At 42.1% G+C, this 21626-nt stretch carries 20 protein-coding genes; 5 read left to right on the top strand and 15 right to left on the bottom strand.

Annotation, left to right across the window (positions count from 1 at the left end; translation table 11 throughout):
- The 3 genes from lysA to ACEW80_RS30080 all read left to right on the top strand — a co-directional run.
- On the top strand, nt 1-1357 hold a 1357-nt coding region (gene lysA, locus ACEW80_RS30090; protein ID WP_373530120.1), incomplete at its 5' end, for a diaminopimelate decarboxylase.
- Nucleotides 1358-1581: 224 nt separating this feature from the next.
- Nucleotides 1582-2505: a diadenylate cyclase CdaA gene (gene cdaA, locus ACEW80_RS30085; protein ID WP_373530119.1), complete on the top strand. Its 924-nt coding sequence runs from the start codon at nt 1582-1584 to the stop codon at nt 2503-2505.
- Nucleotides 2502-3251 (top strand): isoprenyl transferase, encoded by a 750-nt coding sequence (locus ACEW80_RS30080; protein WP_373530118.1) that lies wholly within the window; start codon nt 2502-2504, stop codon nt 3249-3251. Before cdaA ends, ACEW80_RS30080 begins: the two co-directional genes overlap by 4 nt.
- A gap of 1 nt (nt 3252) precedes the next feature.
- On the opposite strand, the gene ACEW80_RS30075 is transcribed toward ACEW80_RS30080, so the two are convergent.
- Nucleotides 3253-3561 (bottom strand): type II toxin-antitoxin system RelE/ParE family toxin, encoded by a 309-nt coding sequence (locus ACEW80_RS30075; RefSeq protein WP_373530117.1) that lies wholly within the window; start codon nt 3559-3561, stop codon nt 3253-3255.
- Nucleotides 3558-3830: a type II toxin-antitoxin system ParD family antitoxin gene (locus ACEW80_RS30070; protein WP_373530116.1), complete on the bottom strand. Its 273-nt coding sequence runs from the start codon at nt 3828-3830 to the stop codon at nt 3558-3560. The genes ACEW80_RS30075 and ACEW80_RS30070 overlap by 4 nt, the downstream gene beginning before the upstream one ends.
- Between ACEW80_RS30070 and ACEW80_RS30065 the strand changes: the two genes are divergently transcribed.
- Nucleotides 3812-3982: a hypothetical protein gene (locus tag ACEW80_RS30065; protein WP_373530115.1), complete on the top strand. Its 171-nt coding sequence runs from the start codon at nt 3812-3814 to the stop codon at nt 3980-3982. The two genes, ACEW80_RS30070 and ACEW80_RS30065, sit on opposite strands and share 19 nt — an antisense overlap.
- An 85-nt stretch (nt 3983-4067) precedes the next feature.
- Here ACEW80_RS30065 and ACEW80_RS30060 read toward each other — a convergent pair whose 3' ends face one another.
- From ACEW80_RS30060 to ACEW80_RS30045, 4 genes are all read right to left on the bottom strand, one after another.
- Nucleotides 4068-4838, bottom strand: a complete 771-nt coding sequence (locus tag ACEW80_RS30060) for a pentapeptide repeat-containing protein (protein WP_373530114.1) — start codon at nt 4836-4838, stop codon at nt 4068-4070.
- 12 nt (nt 4839-4850) lie between these two features.
- The gene (locus ACEW80_RS30055) at nt 4851-6548 is read right to left on the bottom strand and encodes a DUF4157 domain-containing protein (protein WP_373530113.1); all 1698 of its coding nucleotides are present in this window, start codon (nt 6546-6548) and stop codon (nt 4851-4853) included.
- A gap of 222 nt (nt 6549-6770) precedes the next feature.
- Nucleotides 6771-7043, bottom strand: a complete 273-nt coding sequence (locus tag ACEW80_RS30050; RefSeq protein ID WP_373530112.1) for a DUF3143 domain-containing protein — start codon at nt 7041-7043, stop codon at nt 6771-6773.
- A gap of 31 nt (nt 7044-7074) precedes the next feature.
- Nucleotides 7075-7599 (bottom strand): J domain-containing protein, encoded by a 525-nt coding sequence (locus ACEW80_RS30045; protein WP_373530121.1) that lies wholly within the window; start codon nt 7597-7599, stop codon nt 7075-7077.
- A 149-nt stretch (nt 7600-7748) separates the two neighbouring features.
- On the opposite strand from ACEW80_RS30045, the gene ACEW80_RS30040 reads away from it, so the two are divergent.
- A complete protein-coding gene (locus tag ACEW80_RS30040; RefSeq protein ID WP_373530111.1) occupies nt 7749-8108 on the top strand; it encodes a type II toxin-antitoxin system Phd/YefM family antitoxin in 360 nt (119 codons plus the stop codon).
- Here ACEW80_RS30040 and ACEW80_RS30035 read toward each other — a convergent pair.
- The 9 genes from ACEW80_RS30035 to ACEW80_RS29995 all read right to left on the bottom strand — a co-directional run bounded on the left by ACEW80_RS30035 (nt 8080) and on the right by ACEW80_RS29995 (nt 21422).
- Nucleotides 8080-9078, bottom strand: coding sequence for a DnaJ C-terminal domain-containing protein (locus ACEW80_RS30035; protein ID WP_373530110.1), 999 nt, complete (start codon nt 9076-9078; stop codon nt 8080-8082). The two genes, ACEW80_RS30040 and ACEW80_RS30035, sit on opposite strands and share 29 nt — an antisense overlap.
- Nucleotides 9079-9215: 137 nt before the next feature.
- A complete protein-coding gene (dnaK, locus tag ACEW80_RS30030) occupies nt 9216-11339 on the bottom strand; it encodes a molecular chaperone DnaK (protein ID WP_373530109.1) in 2124 nt (707 codons plus the stop codon).
- A gap of 502 nt (nt 11340-11841) precedes the next feature.
- Entirely contained in the window at nt 11842-13896 is a 2055-nt protein-coding gene (locus tag ACEW80_RS30025; protein WP_373530108.1) for an ATP-binding protein, read from the bottom strand.
- A 137-nt stretch (nt 13897-14033) separates the two neighbouring features.
- Entirely contained in the window at nt 14034-14903 is an 870-nt protein-coding gene (locus ACEW80_RS30020; protein WP_373530107.1) for a substrate-binding domain-containing protein, read from the bottom strand.
- A gap of 155 nt (nt 14904-15058) precedes the next feature.
- On the bottom strand, nt 15059-15841 hold the full coding sequence (locus tag ACEW80_RS30015) for an ABC transporter ATP-binding protein (RefSeq protein WP_373530106.1): 783 nt from the start codon (nt 15839-15841) through the stop codon (nt 15059-15061).
- On the bottom strand, nt 15831-16964 hold the full coding sequence (locus ACEW80_RS30010) for a branched-chain amino acid ABC transporter permease (protein WP_373530105.1): 1134 nt from the start codon (nt 16962-16964) through the stop codon (nt 15831-15833). The genes ACEW80_RS30015 and ACEW80_RS30010 overlap by 11 nt, the downstream gene beginning before the upstream one ends.
- Nucleotides 16965-17375: 411 nt before the next feature.
- Nucleotides 17376-19139, bottom strand: coding sequence for a tetratricopeptide repeat protein (locus ACEW80_RS30005; RefSeq protein WP_373530104.1), 1764 nt, complete (start codon nt 19137-19139; stop codon nt 17376-17378).
- Nucleotides 19129-20421 carry an ATP-binding protein gene (locus ACEW80_RS30000; protein WP_373530103.1) on the bottom strand — a complete coding sequence of 431 codons (1293 nt, stop codon included), beginning with the start codon at nt 20419-20421 and terminating at the stop codon, nt 19129-19131. The genes ACEW80_RS30005 and ACEW80_RS30000 overlap by 11 nt, the downstream gene beginning before the upstream one ends.
- An 830-nt stretch (nt 20422-21251) precedes the next feature.
- A complete protein-coding gene (locus ACEW80_RS29995; RefSeq protein WP_373530102.1) occupies nt 21252-21422 on the bottom strand; it encodes a hypothetical protein in 171 nt (56 codons plus the stop codon).
- Nucleotides 21423-21626 lie beyond the last annotated feature (204 nt).

The following is a 21626-nucleotide window of genomic DNA, read 5'->3' as shown; positions in this document are numbered from 1 at the left end:
TCAATATTTACCTCAAAGGCGCAACACCAAGGCAAATCCATCGCCTAATCAGGAACTTTTACCTTTAACTGCCAGAGTTCATCATCATGACTCCTTGGAAATTGGTGGATGTGATGTCACAACCCTAGTTGAGCAGTTTGGTTCACCTTTATATATTTTAGATGAAGAAACCCTGCGTTCGGCTTGTCAGCAATACCGAGATGCTTTCAAGCAATACTACAAGGGTGAATCTCAAGTATTATATGCCTCAAAAGCTTGGAATTGTTTAGCAGTTTGTGCGATCGCCGCTTCTGAGGGTTTAGGAATTGATGTCGTTTCTGGGGGCGAACTTTACACCGCCCTGCAAGCGGGTGTTAGTCCCAATAAAATCTATCTCCACGGAAATAATAAATCTCGTGAAGAATTAATTTTAGCGATCGAGTCTGGTGTCACCATTGTGGCGGATAACTGGTATGAACTGCGTACCCTTGTGGAAATAGCCCAACCCTCTCTTCCAATCCGGATCATGCTCCGGCTAACTCCCGGTATCGAGTGTCATACGCACGAATATATCCGCACGGGGCACTTAGATAGTAAATTTGGCTTTGATCCCAACGATCTAGATGAAGTTTTTACCTTTGTCAGTCAACAATCTGCCCTTAATTGCGTAGGAGTACACGCTCATATTGGTTCCCAAATTTTTGAGCGCCAACCGCATCAAGATTTGGCTGCTGTCATGGTGCAGTGGTTGCGGGATGCCGCGAAGTATGGTTTAAATATTACAGAGTTAAACGTTGGTGGCGGTTTGGGGATTAAGTATATAGAATCAGACGATCCTCCCAGCATTGAAGAGTGGGTGAAGGCAATTTGTGAAGTGATCCAAGAAGCTTGTGTAGCCGAAAATCTGCCTTTGCCGAAATTACTGAGTGAACCAGGGCGATCGCTAATTGCCACAGCTGGCGTTACTGCCTATACTGTTGGTTCATCCAAAGTTATCCCAGAAATTCGTACCTACGTGGCGATCGATGGGGGAATGTCTGATAATCCCCGCCCAATTACTTACCAATCAGTTTATCGGGCAGTCGTTGCTAATAAAATGTCTTCTCCCTTAACCGAAACAGTCACAATTGCTGGTAAACATTGTGAATCAGGAGATATTCTAATTAAAAATGCCCTACTACCAAAAACTGAACCAGGAGATATTCTCGTAGTTATGGGAACTGGTGCGTACAATTACAGTATGGCATCTAACTACAACCGCTTGCCCCGACCGGCAGCAGTGGTAGTGGCGAATGGCGAAGCAAATTTAATTTTGCAACGTGAAACTTATCAAGACTTAATTCGACAAGATTGCTTACCAGAAAGACTGAAGAAATAGTCATTTTTCCGCGTACCCCTTGCCTACGAGACGCTGCGCCAACGGGGAAGCAAGCTCCGCGCAGGCGTCTCCCTTGGGAGAAGTTCTGATGGTCGAAAGCCTTCGCTCAGATTTCTCTGTTGGTCATTAGTCATTAGCCAGGAACTAATTACAAATGACCAATGACTAATGACTAATGACTAATGACTAACTGTAATTAGAGGCAAAAGTGTAATCCAGATGTCATGAGAGATTGGTGGAAGCAATGGCTGACAAACCTGGGATGGTCACAGTCCTTGCTAGTTGGGACTCTGGATATTCTGTTAGTGCTGGCGCTGACGTACATGATACTAATTATTATTAGTGAGCGCCGGACACTGTGGATGGTGCGGGGATTCATTATCTTAATGCTAGCCTCAGCCCTAAGTGGCAGATTAGGACTACCTCTGCTAAGTTTTGTGTTGGAAAAGTTGGTGATTGGTTGTGCTGTAGCAATGGCAGTTGCTCTACAGTCAGAGTTTCGGCGGTTCTTGGAACAATTGGGACGTGGTGAATTCCGCCAGATGTTTCAACGCGATCGCCTAGCAATCCCCAAATCTGATAGTGTAATTGATGAAATTGTTGAGGCTGTTAAAGAATTGTCCAAAAACCGCATTGGAGCTTTACTAATTTTGGAAACCACAGGGCCAATTGATGAGCGAGATTTTTCTGTGCCAGGAGTAAAGCTAAATGCCGAGGTTTCTAAAGAACTGATCCAAACTATTTTTCAACCGAAAACTTTGTTACACGATGGAGCGACGTTGATTCGTGGATCAAGGATTGTCGCATCGGGTATAATTTTACCACTTTCGGGACGCACAGCCTCGCGCCAGTTGGGAACACGCCACCGGGCAGCAATGGGAATTACTGAGCGGGTCGAAAATTGCATTTGTGTCGTTGTATCTGAAGAAACGGGTTCTATTTCCTTAGCGGAACGAGGAACCCTAAATAGACCACTAACGATTAAGAAGCTGAAAGAATCGTTAGAGGCTCTCTTGTCCCCGACCGTGGATAGGGAAGCTGTTGCTCCTGGTCTATTGAGTTTTGTTCATCAGATAGCTACGAAGGCACTAGCACTGGTTTCGCGTTTACTCGGATTACCATCGACCGCTTCTCGAAATAAAAAATGACATTACAACAAACTAAACTGCAAGATTTGCCCAGTGACTTGAAACGAGAATTATTGCCCCAACACGTTGCAGTAATTATGGATGGCAATGGTCGATGGGCTAAACGTCAGGGTCTACCTCGGTTTATGGGTCATAAACGAGGAGTAGATGCTCTGAAGGATTTGCTCCGCTGTTGCCAGGATTGGGGAATTCAGGCGCTGACGGCTTATGCTTTCTCGACCGAGAACTGGAAAAGACCGCAGGAAGAGGTGGATTTTTTAATGACTCTGTTTCAGAGAGTTTTGCGCCAAGAACTGCGGGAAATGGTCGAAGAAAATGTTCAAATTAAATTTGTGGGAAATTTGCAGGTTTTGCCACAATCCCTTCAAAAAGAAATTTCCCGTTCAATGGAAGAAACTAAGGATAATCGCGGTATCCGGTTTTCGGTGGCAACTAATTATGGCGGACGGCAAGAGATTTTACAAGCTTGTCAGGCGATCGCCAAGCTTGTGCAGCAAGGTCTGCTACAACCCGATGAAATTAATGAACAGGTATTTGAAAGCCACTTGTACACAGCCGGAATTACTGATCCAGATTTGTTAATCCGCACAAGTGGAGAAATGCGCCTCTCAAATTTCCTGCTCTGGCAAATGGCTTATGGCGAAATTTACATTACCGATGCTCTCTGGCCTGATTTTGATCGGGCTGAGTTTCACCGCGCTTTGTGTGCCTACCAGCAACGAGAGCGGCGGTTTGGGAAAGTATAAATCAAGAATCAGAGTCGTGAAATAGGGCTTTGATATCTCGATAGCCACTGATAACACGAAAAATCTCCACATCTTGCCCTTTGGGCATATAGAGGATGAGGTAATTCTCCATTGAGAGGCTACGGATACCAGGTAAAATTTCATCACGCCCTCGTCCGAAACGAGGGAATTGAGCAATTTGGGCAAATTTCACGTCCAGCTTACTTAAAAAACCCTCAGACTGAGCCAAGCCAGATTGTCTAGCAATGTAATCCGCTATCTGCTCAATGTCTTGAATTGCGGGTTTGGTAAGGCGAAATTGTGGGATCATGCTTCGTCTGAAACACCGTAGCGTGAGCGGACATTGGCGCGAATTTGAGTCATTGCAGCCGAGCCATCAACAACTTCGCCCCGCCCGGATGCTTCCCATCCAATACGCGCTTCTTGTTGCAAGTCTTGCAGTCGTCCTTGATAGATGTCTTCTTGCTGTTCCAGGAGTTTTATGCCTGCAAGAATAACTGCGATCGCGTTCTGATACTTACCACTAGTGAGTTGACGTTGAACTAGAGCTTCTACTTCAGGTGGCAGAACGATTTGCATGGATTTTTGTCAAAGTAGGAGTAACTTTAATTGTAAGCGATCTGCTTTTGTCAGCTATACCTACTTTAGAAGCTAGGCGATCGCACTACAAGAAACGATTGTACTGGTTCAAACAACTCATGCGATCGCATTCGTCCCAACTCTCCAAGTAGTGATCGCCCTCCTCCCTTTTCAACCGCGATGCCTGCGGCGGTAAACTACGCATCTTTCGACAATGGTAGCGGGTAGCGATCGCACTTAAGAATTACCCCTCCAACCTGCTCTTAATGCTTCAACAAATCCAGATTCAGGGTAACGACGAAAAATTTCAAGGGCTATTTCATGATATTGAGGTTCCGTTTGAAGAAATCGTTTCCACTCTGGGTAACACCACTGTGTACCAACTGCGACAAATCCGACTAATTTTGAACGCTCTACACTATCCCCTATTTCTCGACGAAGAATTTCAACCACGATTTCTCTACAGATAAAAAACTTTCTGGCATCGGTAAAATCAGCCTGACTGAAGGTCGAGCCGATAGTGTTAGCCCATAGAAAGCAAGTTCTGTGAAAGCTGGCTGTATTTGCATTGGAGTAGACTAACATTGCTTCCGAAAAATCGGCATCATTAAAACAGGATGATTCAAGTATGGAACTGCGAAACACAGCCTGAGTTAAATTAGCATTGGAGAAGTCAGAACCTGTTAAGTTAACTTGCTCCCAACGACTTTCAAAGGCTTGAATGCCAATAAACGAAGCTGCTCCGGCATTCACTAGTTCAAAACGAGTTCGATCTAGCTTGGCATTGATCAGCGAAGCATTCGTTAAATCGACTTGACGAAACTGACAACCAATAAGATTAGCTTCATCAAACTTCGCGGCAGCTAGAGAAACCATTGAAAGCGAAAGACCTGATAGGTCAGCACCCCGAAAATCGGCTCCAAAGAAATCACCATCAATGGGATAAGAGCGACGAGTTCCTCGAAGTTTTTCAATCAGTTCAGCTTGTGAAACTGAAGATTGCAACATGGTTAAATAACCCTACTTAATAATAAATAGTTGATTGCGTTCTGCCACCCTCCTTTTTGACTCCTCCTTATAGGGAGTAATGTCTAATCCCAATGACTCACAACGATTGCGAATCTTTTTGCCCACTTTGTCAGCCAAATGAGCTGAATTATCTGGACCTTCCATATATTTATATGAATAGTTTTCTAGCCATGTTTTCCAAAACCCTTTCTCAAAGTCTTTGCTAGTTTGTGCCTGGTCAACTGGTTGAAGCGCTGCTGCTTTCTGCCCCTGAACAACAAGTGCCCCATTCATTGCTACAACTGGATCAAAATTCAGTGCAATTGAAACCTTTGAATTAGCTATCTCTTGCCATAATTCTAAATTGTTTGTTGCAACTAAAAGCTCACTTTTGATTCTTAATGCAACTTGATTTTGCCATTGCCCTGGATCAGTTGGAAAAGCCTTCAAACCTTGTCCACTTGAACCTACTATACCTCCCCCCTTCAATCCAGACAATGCAGGCGATCTCCCTACATATTTAGTCAGATCTTTTACTCCATCAATGATAAAGTCACTACTTTTAGCATTCTTGAGTGCTCCGCCAACCATCCCACCAATCCCACCTGGAATGAATGCCAACGCTGCACCCAAAATAAGTTCATCCTGTAGTTTTTCGAGATTATCCTGTGCAATTAATGTATCAGTATGGTTCTTCCAGGCATCGCCATAGGCGATGGCAACACTCAGCAGCCAAGCTGTTGTCCCTCGATCAGCAGCATCAATGATAGTATTGACTTGCCCACAGCGATTCAGGAAGTCTTGCTTTGACATGATTCCTGGTTCTGCTACAACTGGTTCCTGTTGTGCAGGGGTGATAGTTGGATTTTTAAGATCATCACGCTGAATGGCTGTATTAATGCTGGCGGTTTTAGTTTGAACTGCACCTGTTTGCTGCACCACATGGGTCAACTCATGAGCAGTCAAAGCATCCTTCGCAGGAGCTTTTCCCGCACCAAAATAAACATCCTGCTTGTGTGTGAAGGCTTGGGCGTTCAAATCCTGATTCATCTTTACGGCTGCGTTGCCTGTATGCACCCGCACCTGGCTGAAGTCGGCATCAAAGCGCGGTTCCATGAACGATCGCACTTCATCCGGCAGCAGGCTGCCTCCACCCTGACTACTACTCAGCCGATTTTCGAGATTGCTCTCTAATGGAAAGCCTGCATCGGCGGATCTTGTTGTTTGAATCTCCTCGTCTTCTTCCGGCATTACTTCGCACTGAATCGAATCACCTAGAGTTTTGGTTTGAATTTCTTCTTCCTCTTCTGGCATTACTTCACGCTGCACAGATGGCTTGGCATCGGGCATACTCATCACTTTGTCTGCGACGCGATCTGCTTCCTGCTCATAGACATCATTGGGCGCACCCACCGTCAGTTTTGCCTGGGGACGACGCAAGGATATGCGACTAATGTCGTGACCAAAAGACTGTTGGTGAATGGCTTCTGATAACAAGGATTGCTCATTAGCAGCCTGCGCTTCTTGAAGGTTGGTTGATTCCTCAGTTGCTGTTTGGATAACATTATTCGTTGGTAAACCAAAGCCTCGCACTGGATTCGCCAGCGTCGGAGTAGTTGGTGAGACAAGGGACGGATTTGAAAAAGTTGATGTACCTGCTTTCTTGTGCCCAAATGTGCGTAGGCGTAACCCGTCGTAGACATCGCCCATCTCACCCTTCCTTCACTGATTGGTAAAACCCTGATTCCGGCTGCCAAGCAAATTTTATAATTTTTAGAAATGCGATCGCTATCGACTTTGGTCTAAATTTACAATCAACCCACCCGCCAATTTCTGCCTCAGTATTGCGAGAAAGCCTGTTTTTCTAGTACTTTTTTCGCCCTAAGGCGATCGCGCCTTGATGATTGCTAGTGAATTGTATTTAGCGCTTTCCTATGGGCCAGAAAACACCGCTTGTTCTATATCATCCCGACTCAGAGAATACTTAAATGAACGTTGGATCTCTTGTCTATTTTCCCCAGATTGGACATATCGCACTACGACTTGCTCAACATCAAGCCATAATTCAGCTTGCCAACTAGTCCGCTCCACACGCCAGCAATGCCTCTGTATATCGTCTTGTTGACAGCCTTGGTCTTTTAGCCACTGTTCAATTTGTGGCAGGGAATGATTATATAGGGGGGTATCAGAAGGAAGAAGAAGCATAGGAATTTTAGATTTTGGATTAGGAAATTTTTTAATTTTTAATTACCACAGAGGTAATTAGTTGCAACACATGGTTAATGTGTTGTTGTATAGATGGAGTTGACTGTAGTAAATGTGTTTGGAAAGCAGCTTCACCACGAGTTAAGCCAATGGCAACTGCTAATAGTAGACAACCGACAAATGTTAATACCAGCATAAATAAAGCAAAGATTTCGCCAGAGGAGAGGGGGCGATCGCTGGCATCAAGGTAAGCTGATTTTGACCTGTCATGAGAACCTGAGACAGGATGATTCAAGTCAAGGGGTGGTTGAATCACTCCAAAGCGGGAATAGCCAATTTTTAAATCGTAGCCGAAGCGCCGTTCTGGATGGCTCAGGGTGATGTAGGCTTCGTTGAGTTGCTGAAATTTGGCAGTAGCGATCGCACTTGGCAAGTCTGTAGTATCAGGGTGATAGCGTTTGCTTAGTTCCCTATAAGCACGACGAATATCCATTACCGATGCCGAGGGATGTAGTCCTAGCAAAGAGTAATAAGTGGGTTCACTGCTTTGTGGCATTGCCCCGTTTTGATTCACGGCTGTTTGAGTCACCTTGCTCAAATATATTTCTTATATTTTAAATCTATTATGAATTTAGAGAAACGGAAAAAGACACAGCAGGTCTAGCATCTTAATAAAATATATTATAAAGCACTTTATTAAATGTTATGGACATTAGAATTAATCTTAAAAACATTCAAACTCTTACAGACTTCAAACGCAATGCCAAAGACTACGTAGAGCAGATTAAGTTTACAAAGTCCCCCCTGGTGCTAACTGTCAATGGGAAAGCTGAGGTTGTGGTGCATGAAGCACAAGCATTCCAGCAGATGATAGATCAACTCCAATGCCTTGAAGAAGAACTGCGGATACTGAAACTGCAAGCGTTACAACACGAAATCAACATTGGTATCAAGCAGCTTAATAGCGGTGAGTATAGTGAATATAACGAAGAGTCGATGCAGGCTTTTTTTGAAGACATCAAAGCACGAGGACAAGCTAACGCAGTAAATCAGCACGGGGTTTAAAGGTTTCAATTTGACGCAATTTTTCGTAAAGTTCCTGTTCTTCTTGACTAATATTTTTCGGGGTAACTATCTGAATTTCCACCAATTGATCGCCACGTTTAGCGTTTTCAACAGGATAGCCTTTATTCGCCAAGCGCAATCTTTGACCTGATCTGACTCCTGGGGGAATTGTCATTTTCACTGGCCCGTCCAAAGTTGGTGCTTCTACCTGTCCTCCTAAAACTGCTTCGCTGGGAGTAACGGGAACCTGGCAGAGTATATTTGAATTTTCTATCTTAAATAATGGATGAGGCTCAACGGTAATTTTCAAGTATAGATCGCCACCACCAACGCCTTGGTTGCGTAAACGAATGGTTTGACCTGTTACCATACCTGGTGGCATATTAACTTCTAGTGATCGCCCATCTTCCAAACGAATGCGTTCATTGCCGCCTTGATAAGCTTTTTCTAGTGGGAGCGTTAATCTAGCTTCTATATCCCGACGGGTTGTGCGAGGTGGAGTGTTAACTGTATAAGCAACTTTTGTTCTGGGGGAACGAAACGGATCGCTAGTATTGCCATTACTAGAATTACTTGCTGCACTCTTATTTTTGACGCCGATAACTTGATTAATAAAGCTTTCAAAGTCGGAGAATTCGCTTGGATCTACGTCCTGATTACCGTTGCTCACGCCACCAGCGCTATTCTGCCAGGTTTTGGCTTTTGGTGTCTGTTTGTTGCTGGCAAAGCCTTTTTGCTTCCAGTAGCGACTAAACTGGTCGTATTGCGATCGCTTGGCTAGGTCTGAAAGGACTTCATAAGCCTCGCCGATATCCTTAAATTTTTCCTCAGATGCTTTGTTACCCGGATTGAGATCGGGGTGATATTGCCTTGCTAACCGCCGATAAACCTTTTTAATTTCCTCGCTAGAGGCGTCTTTGGATACTCCCAAAATCTCGTAGTAATCGCGGAAATTTGGCAAATTTTGCATAGTTCAGTTATTTAAATTTTAGATTTTGATTAAGGGATTTTGGATTAATTAGAGACGCGATTAATCGCGTCTGTATAGGAATTAGGAGTTGAAAAATTTAATTTTTAACTTCTCACTCCTAACTTTTATTAAAAGTGCTACAACCAATCATTGTCTTCATCATCATCCCAGTTATCTTGGTAGCTGGGACGAGATTTGCGTGAACGGCTATCAGAGGAGGAGGAACGACTATCAGAGGAGGAACGACTATCAGAGAAGGAAGAACGACTATCCCGGCCATAGTCTCTGTCTCTGCCATAGTCTTTACCGTAATCTCGGCCATAGTCGTTACCATAAGAATCGCGTTCCCGATAGGCATCTCGCCCAGGTTCGCGTTTTTGTTCCTTATCGCCGCCAGTAAAGATGTCACGGATAGTACCAAACAAGTTGTCGTCTTCATCCTCAGCATAAGTCTGGCGGACTTCCCGATTTAGCTCATAGAGAGCATCTTGTAAATCGGCGTAGGATTGATCGATACCGCGATCGCTATTTTCCTTAAGACTATCCTTTAGTTCACGGCAAATACTATCAATTTTTTGGCGGCGGCTGCGGGCAAACTGCATACCAAATTCCAAAGCTACTTCTCTAAGCTGTCGTTCTGCTTGGAAAATTAACGCCTCCGAACGAGTCCGCTTTTCGATCCTTTCTTTGCGTTCTCGATCAACATCGGCGTATTTCTGAGCGTCTTGAATCATTCGATTCACTTCCGACTCGTTCAAGGTAGAAGCGCCTTGAATGGTGATACTCTGCTCTCGACCAGTGGTTCTATCTAGGGCTGTTACCTGTAAAATACCGTTAGCATCGATATCCAAGGATACTTGTACTTGGGGAATTCCTCGTGGTGCTGGGGGAATGCCATACAGCTTAAACCGTCCTAAAGACTTGTTGTTTGCGGCCATTTCCCGTTCGCCTTGGACTACGTGGATTTCCACAGTATTTTGGTTATTTTCGGATGTAGAAAAAATGTCAGAGCGGCGGACTGGGATAGTAGTGTTACGAGGAATCAATTTTTTCATCACGCCGCCGATGGTTTCCAATCCCAAAGACAAGGGTGTAACATCCAAAAGCAGCACATCTTTGAGTTCGCCTGCGAGAATTCCGGCTTGAATTGCTGCACCCACGCCCACGACTTCATCGGGGTTGACGTTTTCGTTGGGTTCAGTACCAATTAAGTCCCGCACAAGCTGCTTCACCATTGGCATCCGGGTAGAACCGCCAACTAACACAACTTCTTCCATATCTCTAGGTGAAAGTCCGGCATCTTTGAGCGCTCGTTTCACTGGTGTTCGCAATCGCCCTACCAAATCACCACACAAACCTTCAAACTGGGAACGGGTTAAACTAATTTCCAGATGTTTGGGGCCGTCTTCCGTGGCGGTGATGAATGGTAAGTTAATATCGGTGACGCTGACAGCAGAAAGCTCAATTTTAGCTTTTTCCGCCGCTTCCATTAGACGTTGCAAAGCTTGGCGATCGCGTCTTAAGTCTATCTCTTCTGTTTCTAAAAATTGCTCTGCTAACCAATCGACTATTTTTTTGTCAAAGTCGTTACCACCAAGTTGTGTATCTCCACTGGTAGCTTTAACTTCAAATATCCCATCGCCAACGTCTAGAATCGACACGTCAAAGGTGCCACCACCCAAGTCAAATACTAAGATAGTTTCCGTCTCACCCCGATCCAATCCATAAGCCAAAGATGCAGCAGTTGGTTCATTGAGAATCCGCAGCACCTCTAAACCAGCAATTCTGCCAGCATCGCGGGTTGCCTGTCGCTGAGAATCGTTAAAATAAGCGGGTACTGTAATGACTGCCCCTGTGACTGGTTCACCCAAATAGCGACTAGCGTCGTCTGCCAATTTTTTCAGCACCATTGCCGAAATTTCTTCGGGAGCAAAATCTTTATTCAGGCGAGGACAGGCAATTTTAATATTACCTACTTCGTCTTTGCGGATGGTGTAGGGTATACGCTTGGAATCTGGGTTAAGTTCGCTATATTTGCGCCCAATGAAGCGTTTAACTGCAAAAAAGGTATTTTGAGGGTTGAGGACGGTTTGTCGCCGTGCCATTTGCCCAACTACCCTTTCGCCTTCTTTGCTAAAGCCAACTACGGAGGGGGTTGTTCGCATTCCTTCTGCATTGGCAATCACCACCGGCTTGCCACCCTCCATAACGGCGACTACTGAGTTGGTCGTACCCAAGTCGATGCCGACTACCTTGCCCATGCGTTGCTTTTCTCCTAAGTGTCTTATATATTTATTATGATTGGGCGGAACTACCTCTAGCTTTGTGCTACAGGATGAAAACACCTCAATGGTATAGTAATCATCATTAAGGCAGTAAGTTAAAAAGTGCAGTTAAAGTAGATAGTTGCAAGACTAGGATAACATTGAGATGGTTAACGTGCCCAAGCAGGCTCTATTCTGGTTATGCAGCTACTTGTTTTTACGGTATCGTCGGTAAATGCACCTTAATAATACTTGCTCTATTTCCGAATTCAATGGGTATATTTTAATTGACCAATATTCAGTATCATCTGATGCAATATATAAAAACTGCGGAAAGTCAATAGTCATTTACTGAATTTGAACATGAATCTGTAACTTTCTCACTGCGAACGGTTGATTTTCAAATTGAATTGCGCGACCTTTACGAGCAAGTCAATTTTGCAGAAAATAGCGAAGATTAAAAAATAAATTTAGAGTTCTCAAAAACTGCTACTCCGACTTATCGAATCGGGATTGTAATCACAAACTCTGTACCCTGTCCCGGTGATGAAACGCACCGTAACGAGCCACCATGTTTTTCAGTAATAATCTGGTAGCTAATTGATAATCCCATACCAGTTCCTTTACCAACTGGTTTTGTGGTGAAGAAGGGGTCAAATAGAAGTGACTGGATTGCTTCTGGAATCCCTGTGCCATTATCAACAATATGAACAACGACATTTTCATTCACCTGGCCTGAAGAAATACGAATTATCGGTTCTGAACAAAGCCCGTTGTGAAAAGCCTCTTCTAAAGCATCAATAGCATTTGCTAAGATATTCATAAATACCTGATTCAATTGTCCTGCAAAGCACTGGATTTTAGGGATTTCAGCATAGTCTTTAATCACACTGATTTGAGGGCGATGTCTATTGACAAGCCGCTTCTCTACGAGACCCTTAGCGTAGCTTGCTTCTCCGTAGGAGTATGCGTCTACGCTTTGGAATTTTATCCGGTGTTGTAAAATTAACAGGGTGCTGTCTATTCCTTCATGGATATCAGCAGTTTTAAACTCGGCTTCATCCAAACGAGAGAAGATTCGCAAACTGAGGACAATTTCGCGGATGCGATCGGCTCCAATCTTCATGGAGGTCAACATTTTCGGTAAATCTTCTGTTAAATATTCAATATCAGCTTCTTCTTTAGCATTTTGAATTTCTGGTTCTGGGTTGGGGTAATGTTTTTGATAAAGTTGAAGTAACACCAGCAATTGTTGAGTATAATCATCAGTGTATTTGAGATTGCCGTAGATAAAATTAACTGGGTTGTTGATTTCATGAGCAATCCCAGCAACCAAATGTCCCAAAGAAGACATTTTTTCGTTCTGGATTAATTGGGATTGGGTATGTTTTAGTTCCTGTAAAGTATCCTTGAGAAGGATATTTTTTTGTCGTAGTGCTTGCGTTCGCTCTTCTACTTTTTCTTCTAGTGTTTGGCTGTAAACCTCTAGCTTTTGGTTCGCTTCAGATTGTTGTGCTAGCAGTCGCTTTACCTGTTGAATTAACTGGTTAAAAGAAATAGCTAAGATTCCCACCTCGTCTTCAGTTGTTACGGGAGCTTGGAGATCAAAATTAGATTCTTGGGTGACTCGTTGTGCGACCTGTGTAACAGCTTTTAGGTGACGAGTAATTGTTCGTGCAATTAAAAACCCAATAACTACTAAGATACTGCTTCCCAACAAAAATAACAGTCCTAAATGCTCCCATAACTTCCATTGGGTAACTTCTAGTAGCGAGATTGAATCCAACACTGTGATTGTTAAAGACTGACTCGCACCTGTAAATACGATGCTTTTGGCTAAATAGTTTTTGTTGTCAATAGTGATTCGTCTAGCAAGCAAATTAGGAGGAGGAAATTGCCAAGTTCCAGCCTTGGCTGCCAACAATGTTGCCGCAACTACACGATTTTGTCTCTGGACAATCAGGTGTTTGGAAGAACCCGCAGCAATTTTTTGCAGTAGGGTATCATCTACTAAATTACCAATGATGATTGATCCCAAGAGTCCTGCTGATGATTTAATCCCATTTGTTATCACTTGTAGAACCTGTTGCTTGCTTTCTACATCTACCAAATCGACTAAATGCGCTCCTCTACTAGCAGTGCTGGTAATTACTTCGTCTAAAAACTTGGCTTGATTCAACGAATTGTTCCGTAAATCTACGAGGACATTGCCCTGAGTATCAATTACCTTAATCCAATCCAATTTCAAAACAGACTTAACTGGTAGTAATATCTGCAAAAGCAACCCTTGGTTACGCTGTTCAACAGCCTGATTCAGCATCTCTCGATTAGCAATTAGCTCGATTTCAGTTTCTAGTGTTTGTTGTTCATACTGAAAATCCTGATAAACTCGTTCGGCAAAACTTTCGATTTGTTGGATAAAGTTCTGCTGCAAACTATCCGTAAACCAATGTCCTAGCACTACTAAGCCCAGCATAAATACGCTCAGATAAACTCCAAGCAACGGTAGAACAATTTTTTGGCTGAGTCTCAGCCTCCTGAAAAATCTTTGCATGGTACATTCAACAATAATTCGTAATTACCAGGACTTACGCAAACAATAGCTGAAACCTTGATTATTGGGTAGGGGCAATTCATGAATTGCCTTTACCGGGTGTAGTTTTGCGTAAGTCCTAATTACGAATGGTTAATTTATTTGGCAGGAGCAAAGCCATTATTTTGTAGTAGTTTTTTACCTTCTTTGCTAAAGATAAAATCAATAAAACCCTGAGTAGGTGCTGAAGGTGCTTTTTCCCAGATAATACCTATCTGACGCACCATTTGGTATTGACCACTGGCAAAGTTTTCCGCTTTGGGAACAACACCATTGAGACTGAGATGATTGACAGGCAATTGATTAATGAGGGAAGACGCTAAAGAAAAAGTGCCGATGGAATTAGGAGTACTTTGTAAGGTTTCGAGCAATTCTGTCTCTTTCTTTAAAATCACGGCTTTAGTTGTGGTCTTCTCTTCTCCCAAATAATATTTTCGCAGTAACTTTTTTGCTGACTCGTCTTCGGGTCTATCCAACACTACAATGTCTGCATTAGCACCGCCTAATTCTCGCCAATTTGCGATGTCACCTTTATAAATAGCTTTTAATTGCTTGGTTGATAAGTTTGTAATACCTTTAACATTGTTATTAGTGGCGACAACTAACAAATCTTGTGCTAGTTCACGATATTGAATTTTACCGTTATCTTCTTCTGGTTTGAGTTTGCTACTACTGCTAGCGATATCAATAATATCGTTTTCTAGGGCTGCGATCACACCTTCGGATTGGCTACTAGCGATAAACTCAATTTTGACAGTTTTATTTTGGGATTGATAAGCTTTTGCTAAAAGTTTTAAAACAGTTACTGTTGAACTGGAAGCTCCAATTTTAATGATTTTTTGGGCTTCAGAATCAGCTTGGCTGATAACTTGATTAGAATTTGTTGGGTCAGTGGATTTGACTGAGCTACAACTGCAAAGTCCAAGCAGGATGATTCCGATGATTATTGAGTCAGCAATCTTTTTCATAAGTCAGTCTTTAAATATCCAAAACCCGATATCGGGTCTAAGCTTTCAGCCCTTAGTATTCCCGAATTACTCAGAAAATCTATATCAAAGCAAAATTATTTGTGATTAACAAGATCCCCTACTTCTCAAAGCATAAGCAGAAAGCCAATCGCACTCTATTGTCCCAAATAAGCTTCTAGAACTTTGGGATTGCTTTGAATTTCTGCGGGTGTACCGTCAGCCAAATTCTGCCCTTCAGCAAGTACCCAAACCCGATCGCACAAGGACATAATCACATCCATATTATGTTCGATAATCAGAAAGGTCATCCCATCTTGGCGGTTCCAAGTGATAATGCGATCGCAAATATCATCAATCAGCCTCGGATTCACCCCAGCAGCCGGTTCATCTAACAAAATTAATTTGGGATTAGTCATTAGCGCCCGTCCCATTTCCAGTAGCTTGCGTTGTCCCCCAGATAAACCGCCAGCATAGTCATGTGCTTTTTTTGCCAAACCCACTGATTCTAATAGAAACATTGCTCGCTCTTGCAGTTGCTTTTCTTCCTTAGCTACAATGTGTGGTTGCAACTGCACCTGCCAAAAGTTCTCACCCGTCTGTTTTTGCGCCGCTAGCAGCATATTTTCTAACACCGACAACCGCGAAAGAGTCCGTGCTACCTGAAAAGTTCTTACTACTCCCTGTTGGGCAATTTGATATGGTTGCAAGTTATGAATAGGTTCGCCATCAAAAATTACTCGTCCTTTATCTGGGCGGATGAAGTTAGAGAGTAAGTTAAATAAAGTAGTTTTACCAGCACCATTGGGGCCAATTAAACCTGTAATGCTGCCTTTAGCAACTTCAATTTTCGCTTCATTAACTGCTTTGATACCACCAAAGCTTTTACAAAGTCCAGTAGCTACCAAAAGGGGAAGTGGCGATGACTGGTTATTTACCAAGGGTAAGTTCCTCCTTTTTCCCTAGAATACCTTGAGGTCGCCAAATCATTAGTACCATCAAAATTAGTCCGATTACCATAATCCGAAATGCACCCAAACGGGCTTCGTCAAGGGGGACGATTCTGGGCAAAACTTCTCGCGTTAGCGCATCGTAAGCAAAGAAAATTACTGCACCTAAAATTGTGCCGACATTATTACCAGAACCGCCTAAAATTACCATGATCCAAGTATCAAATGTTAGTTGCGGTTGAAAATTATCAGGGTAAATGGCACTGAGTTGCCAAGCGAAGAAAGCACCAGCGATGCCAGCGATCGCACCTCCAAGCATGAGAGATTGTAGTTTATACCAAAAGACATTTTTTCCTAATGCCTTGGGAATTTCTTCATCTTCGCGGATGGCTTTGAGAATTCGACCCCAAGGCGATCGCACCAAAATTTCTAACCGCCAGAATACAAATGCTACAATCAGCAGCAACACCAGCATTAAACTTGCTTTTGGGTTGTAATTATACAGTCCGATTACCCCAGAAATATAAATCGCTGCTGCCAAAACTGCTAAGAAAATTCCCACTCCCAAGCGTGATGCAAATTCTTGCTTGCTAATCTTATTTTGCCCTAAATCAGTAGTTCGAGATATTTGGCTGATACTAATCCACCGCCATAACGCCCAGAAAGTTACAGCAGCTAGCAGCGTCAACAGTCCAATCATCACAAATCTGACAAATAAATTCGGCTCTGTAGATAGGGGTATGCGATAACTTTGCACACCAAACGCCCCAGAAATCCAGGTGTCACCCACAGGTAAATCCTGGTTATTTACCACCAAACGAATTAATTCTCCTGTACCAATGGTGACAATTGCCAGATAATCTTCCCGCAAGCGGAGAGTTGCAAAACCAATTAGCAAACCCAACAAAGCGGCGACAATTGCCCCCGCCAGCGCCGATATTAGTAGAGGGACACCCTTTAAGCTTAACAACACAGTTGTATATGCTCCGAGTGTCATAAAAGCAATATGACCAAAGTTAATTAACCCTGTAAAACCCCATTGCAAATTGAGTCCCAGTGCGAATAAAGCAAAAATTGCCGTAGAAATTGCTAAGAAAATGAGATATTCAACCATATTAAATAGTTAAGAGTTAAGACTATGCGATCGCAAAAAGATAATTGACTAGTTATTTTGGCTTCTTGGAATATGATATAGCGATCCTATCTAAGTTGTGAAAATTAACGAACCGCAATCTCTGCAAGAGGCTTCCGCCAACGCGCAGCGTCTCGCAGAGAAGAAAGAGCAGCTTTCACAAATGATTTAGGACTGCTATATGAGTTTAGGCGTTGCTGAATCAAGGGATGAAATCTAAAACTCCTTATACTCTCTGCGTCTCTGCGCGACGCCAGGTGCTTCTCCTTACCGGAGACGCTGCGCGAACAAGTCGGCAGAGCCGCCCAACGCACTGGCTCCTCTGCGTGACATAAATCATCCCGCAAATATGCAACACCTGAGTTTATACTTTCAAACAGCAATGCGATCTTTCTAATTATTTTGCATTGCTACGCCAAGTTTTTCTAGATTTTGACGAATGGCAACACTACGAGAATGATTAACACCCCGAATTCGTTCACTAATATCTAAAGCCTGCAAATAAAGGGGTTTTGCTTCGCTGTAGCGTCCTGTTTGACGATACATTTCTGCTAAATTGTTGAGACTTTCAGCAACATTGGGATGATTTTCTCCCAACAAGTTCTTATCGAGTTTTAAGGCTTCTATACATAGAGGTTCTGCCTCATTGTAGCGCCCTTGCTCTCTGTACATATAACCAAGAGCGTAGATAGTATCAGCTAAAAGCGGATGAGCTTTTTGTAATAGACGCTGTTTGAGTTCCAAAGATTGCAAAAACAAAGATTCAGCTTCACCATAACGTTCTTGAGCGCGGTATATTAAACCTAAATTGTGCAAATCTGTAGCAACATCAGGATTTTCTTCTCCCAAAAATCGCTTATCTAATTCTATTGCTTGTTGCGACAACGGTTCAGCTTCACTGTAACGTCCTTGATGATAAAAAAGTAGTGCTAAATTATTCAATATAAGAGCGAAACAAGGATCATTTTTGCCAAGCAGACGTTTTTCGAGTTCTAATGATTGTAGATATAGAGGTTCTGCTTCGTCATAACGTCCTTGTTCATCATATAATAATGCTAAATTATTGAGACTAGCGGCAACATCGGCATGGTTTTCTCCCAACAGGCGTTTTCTTAGTTCTAAAGCTTGTTGATATAGGAGTTCTGCTTTACTATATTGGCCAATAGATTTGTAAAGTCCTGCCAAATTATTGAGACTAGTAGCGAAACAAGGATGGTTGTCTCCTAACAGGCGTTTCCTCAGTTCTAAAGCTTGTTGATACAATGGTTCGGCTTCGCTGTAGCGTCCTGTTGCCCGATATAATCCAGCTAAATTGTTGAAGCTAGTAGCTAAGTCTATCTGCAAACCTAATTCATTTTGCAATTCACTCCCCTGTCGCCAATATTTTATTGCTAATTCCTGTTCTTCTTGATAATTTTGAGATTCACCTCGATCTAATCTGCTGCGGTAAATATCACCCAATCTTGCATATAAAGTAGCCAAAGTGGGGTCTTTAGTTCCCCGTTCCTGTTCTACTTTCTCAATCAGCCTTTGTAAATCTTGAATAGGTAAGAAAAAGAGATTATTTTCATTAGTATCTGTGCTGGTTAATTCTGTGTTTCTAAAAACAAAGCGTATATGTTCTAGTTCTTTACCAGGAATAGCATTCGTCTTTTTAGATTCAAACCGGAATACACCATTGCGCCAACTCCAAAAATCAGGGGCTTTTTTAATTAAGTTAACTAAAATTTGGTTAGTTACCCAAAGCACGATGGCAAAAGGAAACTCGCGCAATCCTTCTCTTGTCCACTGTAAGTAACCAAAAAATTTCTCCTGTTCCGATTGCTCATTTCCCAGTCGGAGAAAATAAAGTTGTTCAGCACCCGTCACAGTAATCACTGCTCGGTTCTGCTGACGGAGATATTCTTCTTGTTGTACCAGTTGGTTAAGTGTAGCTTTTAGGCTCGGTTCCTGACGTGCTAAAGTCACTCCATATAGATGAAATTTAGGTTTTAGTTCGGCTTTATAGTGAGCGATAATATCATTACGAAAGCTAGCATCATCGCAAACTGCAATCAGTAAATTTAACCCCCGCTTTTGAGCTTCAATAGAAACAATTAAATCATCATAGGCATCTTGATTTTCTCCCTGATCATCTAATAAGTGTTCATTTAACATTAATAGCTCCCTTGATTTTCAATGTTTCTATAATAATTGGATGAACATCGTACCAAGTTTCATCAGTGCGATATTCTAGAACATATAGCCCATGTAGCAAATCCAAAAACTCTGCTTGTTTGGGGTCATTGGGCATAAATTGTTCATAAACACTCTGCAAAATATCTATATCAACCTTTCCTAAACGTATGGAAAAATCATTGCGAATTTTATTGATTGCTTCTAGGAGAATTTTATCATCAATGATCACTTTTGCTGAAGGATTTCGCCGGATAATCCGCAAACAAATGCGGCAGCATTCCTTAGAAATCCGAATTAACTCTCGTAATACACCCCCACTGTAAATCACAATTTTTTCAGCAGTTTCTGCCGCGATTAATTCACTAGATATCCGCTTTTGTAAAACTTCACCGAGCATCTTTGTTGCTTCCGGGCTAGGTTTGGCGTTAAGGAACCGATTTTTACCTTTCTCAAAAATTTTTAACACAGGCATTGCTACAACTTGGTCGTTAGTTTCAGTAGCAATTATTGTGCTGATAAATGTTTCACGAAGTACTGCGATCGGGATAGTATAAATTATTTGAAAGTTAGGTTGACAGAGAGCTTTGATATTATCTCGATAAATTTCGTTAACTCTGCCTAAGTCAAGTTTATCTAAATCATCAATAATTACTAAAACGTTTTGTTTAGTTGCAGCTTGAATGAGAGCCGCAATTTCGTTAATTCTGGCAACTAAATCTGATAATTTGCGTTCAAATTCTTGTTTAATTTCATCCCGAACGCTAGCATCAGCTTTTAGTTTAGAACTAATTAACTTTAAAAGGTCAAAACCGATACTAGCTTCTGCCTGCAAATTTAATTCTTCGGTGCGAGTACGGGTAGCAAACCACTTATAAAGAGCTTCTTTAGTAGATTGAGGAATATCAACTTGGCGGGCTTCAGCCTCTGTCATTAAATTAACTGCGATCGCAAACAGTATATTAATATGGTTAACCGCCGACATTTCAATTTTTTCAGCAATAGAAAATAGAACTACAAAATATTTATTTTGAATTTGTCTGCTAAACTCAGCTAACAAAGTAGACTTACCACATCCCCGATGTCCTGTAAAGACAATTTTGCCATCTCGGTTGGGACTATCTTCTACTAATTGGTTAAGTTCTGCAATCAAATCATCACCATACTCGACTCTAAATCTTTCCATTTCGTTCCGTTCCATCAGTGGAAACAGTTCAAGATTGCTGTATGCTTCTTGAAAGGAGTTTAATAATTCTTGAGACATTGGATAGTGCCGTAAACATGGGAGCTATTCATATAATGGCTCATGATTTCTGTGCTAAAAGTTTAGGTAATGTCTAGGATAGAGTATGCCTACATAACTTCTCAAATTCCGTTAATAAATAACTACTAGGTGAGTGATATGTTATGTCTTAAAAAGAGATACCCTAATTCCCAAATCTCAACCTATCAATGAGTAATAGAGGTCAATAACTAATAAGACTGAATGATAGATTATACATTCGATAATTCAGACTGAATGATATATTATACAGATAACATCCTGAAAGTTACTTAACACATAAATAAAATAAAATTTTCAGTTATAAAAATAAATTTTTAGTCTGCTTTGGCTCATCCCCCTCTAGCCGATGCGATGGGTAGCTGTTGTTACTATTGGTTTACTAGGCGGGTATCTCACTTTCGCAAATATACTTAGTACCGCAAAGCGGAAGTCAAAAGTTAACACTGAGCGAAGTCGTTCGCGTAGCGTCTCCGATAGGAGAAGTGTCAAAAGTCAAATTGTTTAAAAGACGGGCTTTTAAACAATTTGAAATAGTTGCTTTATTTACGTCGTAATGTTTTACCCCACCCTAACCCTCCCCTTGCAAAGGGGAGGGAACTAGATTTCTTGTTTCCCCCCTTCATATTTCAAGCCTTGCAACTGCAACAAATCTTGCAAAGGGGAGGGAACTAGATTTCTTGTTTCCCCCCGTCATATTTCAAGCCTTGCAACTGCAACAAATCTTGCAAAGGGGAGGGAACTAGATTTCTTGTTTCCCCCCTTGGCAAGGGGGGATTAAGGGGGGTAATTCGACTTGAGCTCATTAAGCGTTATGGAATTATTTGAACGATTTTCATCAAACCAGCTTTTGCGACTTCTAAACCAGCTTTTGCGACTTCTAAACCAGCTTTTGCAACTTCTAAACCAGCTTTTGCAATTTCTAAACTAGCTTTTGCAACTTCTAAACTAGCTTTTGCAACTTCTAAACCTGCTTTTCTCAACGAATTTCAGCAAATATACCCGCATCTATCTAGTTGGCTAATGCCATCCAATACTCTTATTTTTCTCTATACTTTTGCAGAAATTGACCCAGAAATTAAATTCCTGAGCTAAGTATCAAAAAGTTGCAACTGGTGGTCTAGGCGGCTAAACGAAGAATTTGATCTAGCTCACGTGAGCGTGGCGTCAAGTCCCCTTCAGGAGCG

Origin of the sequence: Nostoc sp., assembly GCF_041747015.1 — a bacterium.
Taxonomy (GTDB): Bacteria; Cyanobacteriota; Cyanobacteriia; order Cyanobacteriales; family Nostocaceae; genus Nostoc.
The sequence above is the reverse complement of the archived record's forward strand: the minus strand, read 5'-3'. Positions and strand labels throughout refer to the sequence as shown.

Coding starts and splice junctions, on each gene's coding strand:
- cdaA (WP_373530119.1), top strand. CDS start 1,582: ATGAGAGATTGGTGGAAGCAATGGCTGACAAACCTGGGATGGTCACAG.
- ACEW80_RS30080 (WP_373530118.1), top strand. CDS start 2,502: ATGACATTACAACAAACTAAACTGCAAGATTTGCCCAGTGACTTGAAA.
- ACEW80_RS30075 (WP_373530117.1), bottom strand. CDS start 3,561: ATGATCCCACAATTTCGCCTTACCAAACCCGCAATTCAAGACATTGAG.
- ACEW80_RS30070 (WP_373530116.1), bottom strand. CDS start 3,830: ATGCAAATCGTTCTGCCACCTGAAGTAGAAGCTCTAGTTCAACGTCAA.
- ACEW80_RS30060 (WP_373530114.1), bottom strand. CDS start 4,838: ATGTTGCAATCTTCAGTTTCACAAGCTGAACTGATTGAAAAACTTCGA.
- ACEW80_RS30055 (WP_373530113.1), bottom strand. CDS start 6,548: ATGGGCGATGTCTACGACGGGTTACGCCTACGCACATTTGGGCACAAG.
- ACEW80_RS30050 (WP_373530112.1), bottom strand. CDS start 7,043: ATGCTTCTTCTTCCTTCTGATACCCCCCTATATAATCATTCCCTGCCA.
- ACEW80_RS30045 (WP_373530121.1), bottom strand. CDS start 7,599: ATGCCACAAAGCAGTGAACCCACTTATTACTCTTTGCTAGGACTACAT.
- ACEW80_RS30040 (WP_373530111.1), top strand. CDS start 7,749: ATGGACATTAGAATTAATCTTAAAAACATTCAAACTCTTACAGACTTC.
- ACEW80_RS30035 (WP_373530110.1), bottom strand. CDS start 9,078: ATGCAAAATTTGCCAAATTTCCGCGATTACTACGAGATTTTGGGAGTA.
- dnaK (WP_373530109.1), bottom strand. CDS start 11,339: ATGGGCAAGGTAGTCGGCATCGACTTGGGTACGACCAACTCAGTAGTC.
- ACEW80_RS30025 (WP_373530108.1), bottom strand. CDS start 13,896: ATGCAAAGATTTTTCAGGAGGCTGAGACTCAGCCAAAAAATTGTTCTA.
- ACEW80_RS30020 (WP_373530107.1), bottom strand. CDS start 14,903: ATGAAAAAGATTGCTGACTCAATAATCATCGGAATCATCCTGCTTGGA.
- ACEW80_RS30010 (WP_373530105.1), bottom strand. CDS start 16,964: ATGGTTGAATATCTCATTTTCTTAGCAATTTCTACGGCAATTTTTGCT.
- ACEW80_RS30005 (WP_373530104.1), bottom strand. CDS start 19,139: ATGTTAAATGAACACTTATTAGATGATCAGGGAGAAAATCAAGATGCC.
- ACEW80_RS30000 (WP_373530103.1), bottom strand. CDS start 20,421: ATGTCTCAAGAATTATTAAACTCCTTTCAAGAAGCATACAGCAATCTT.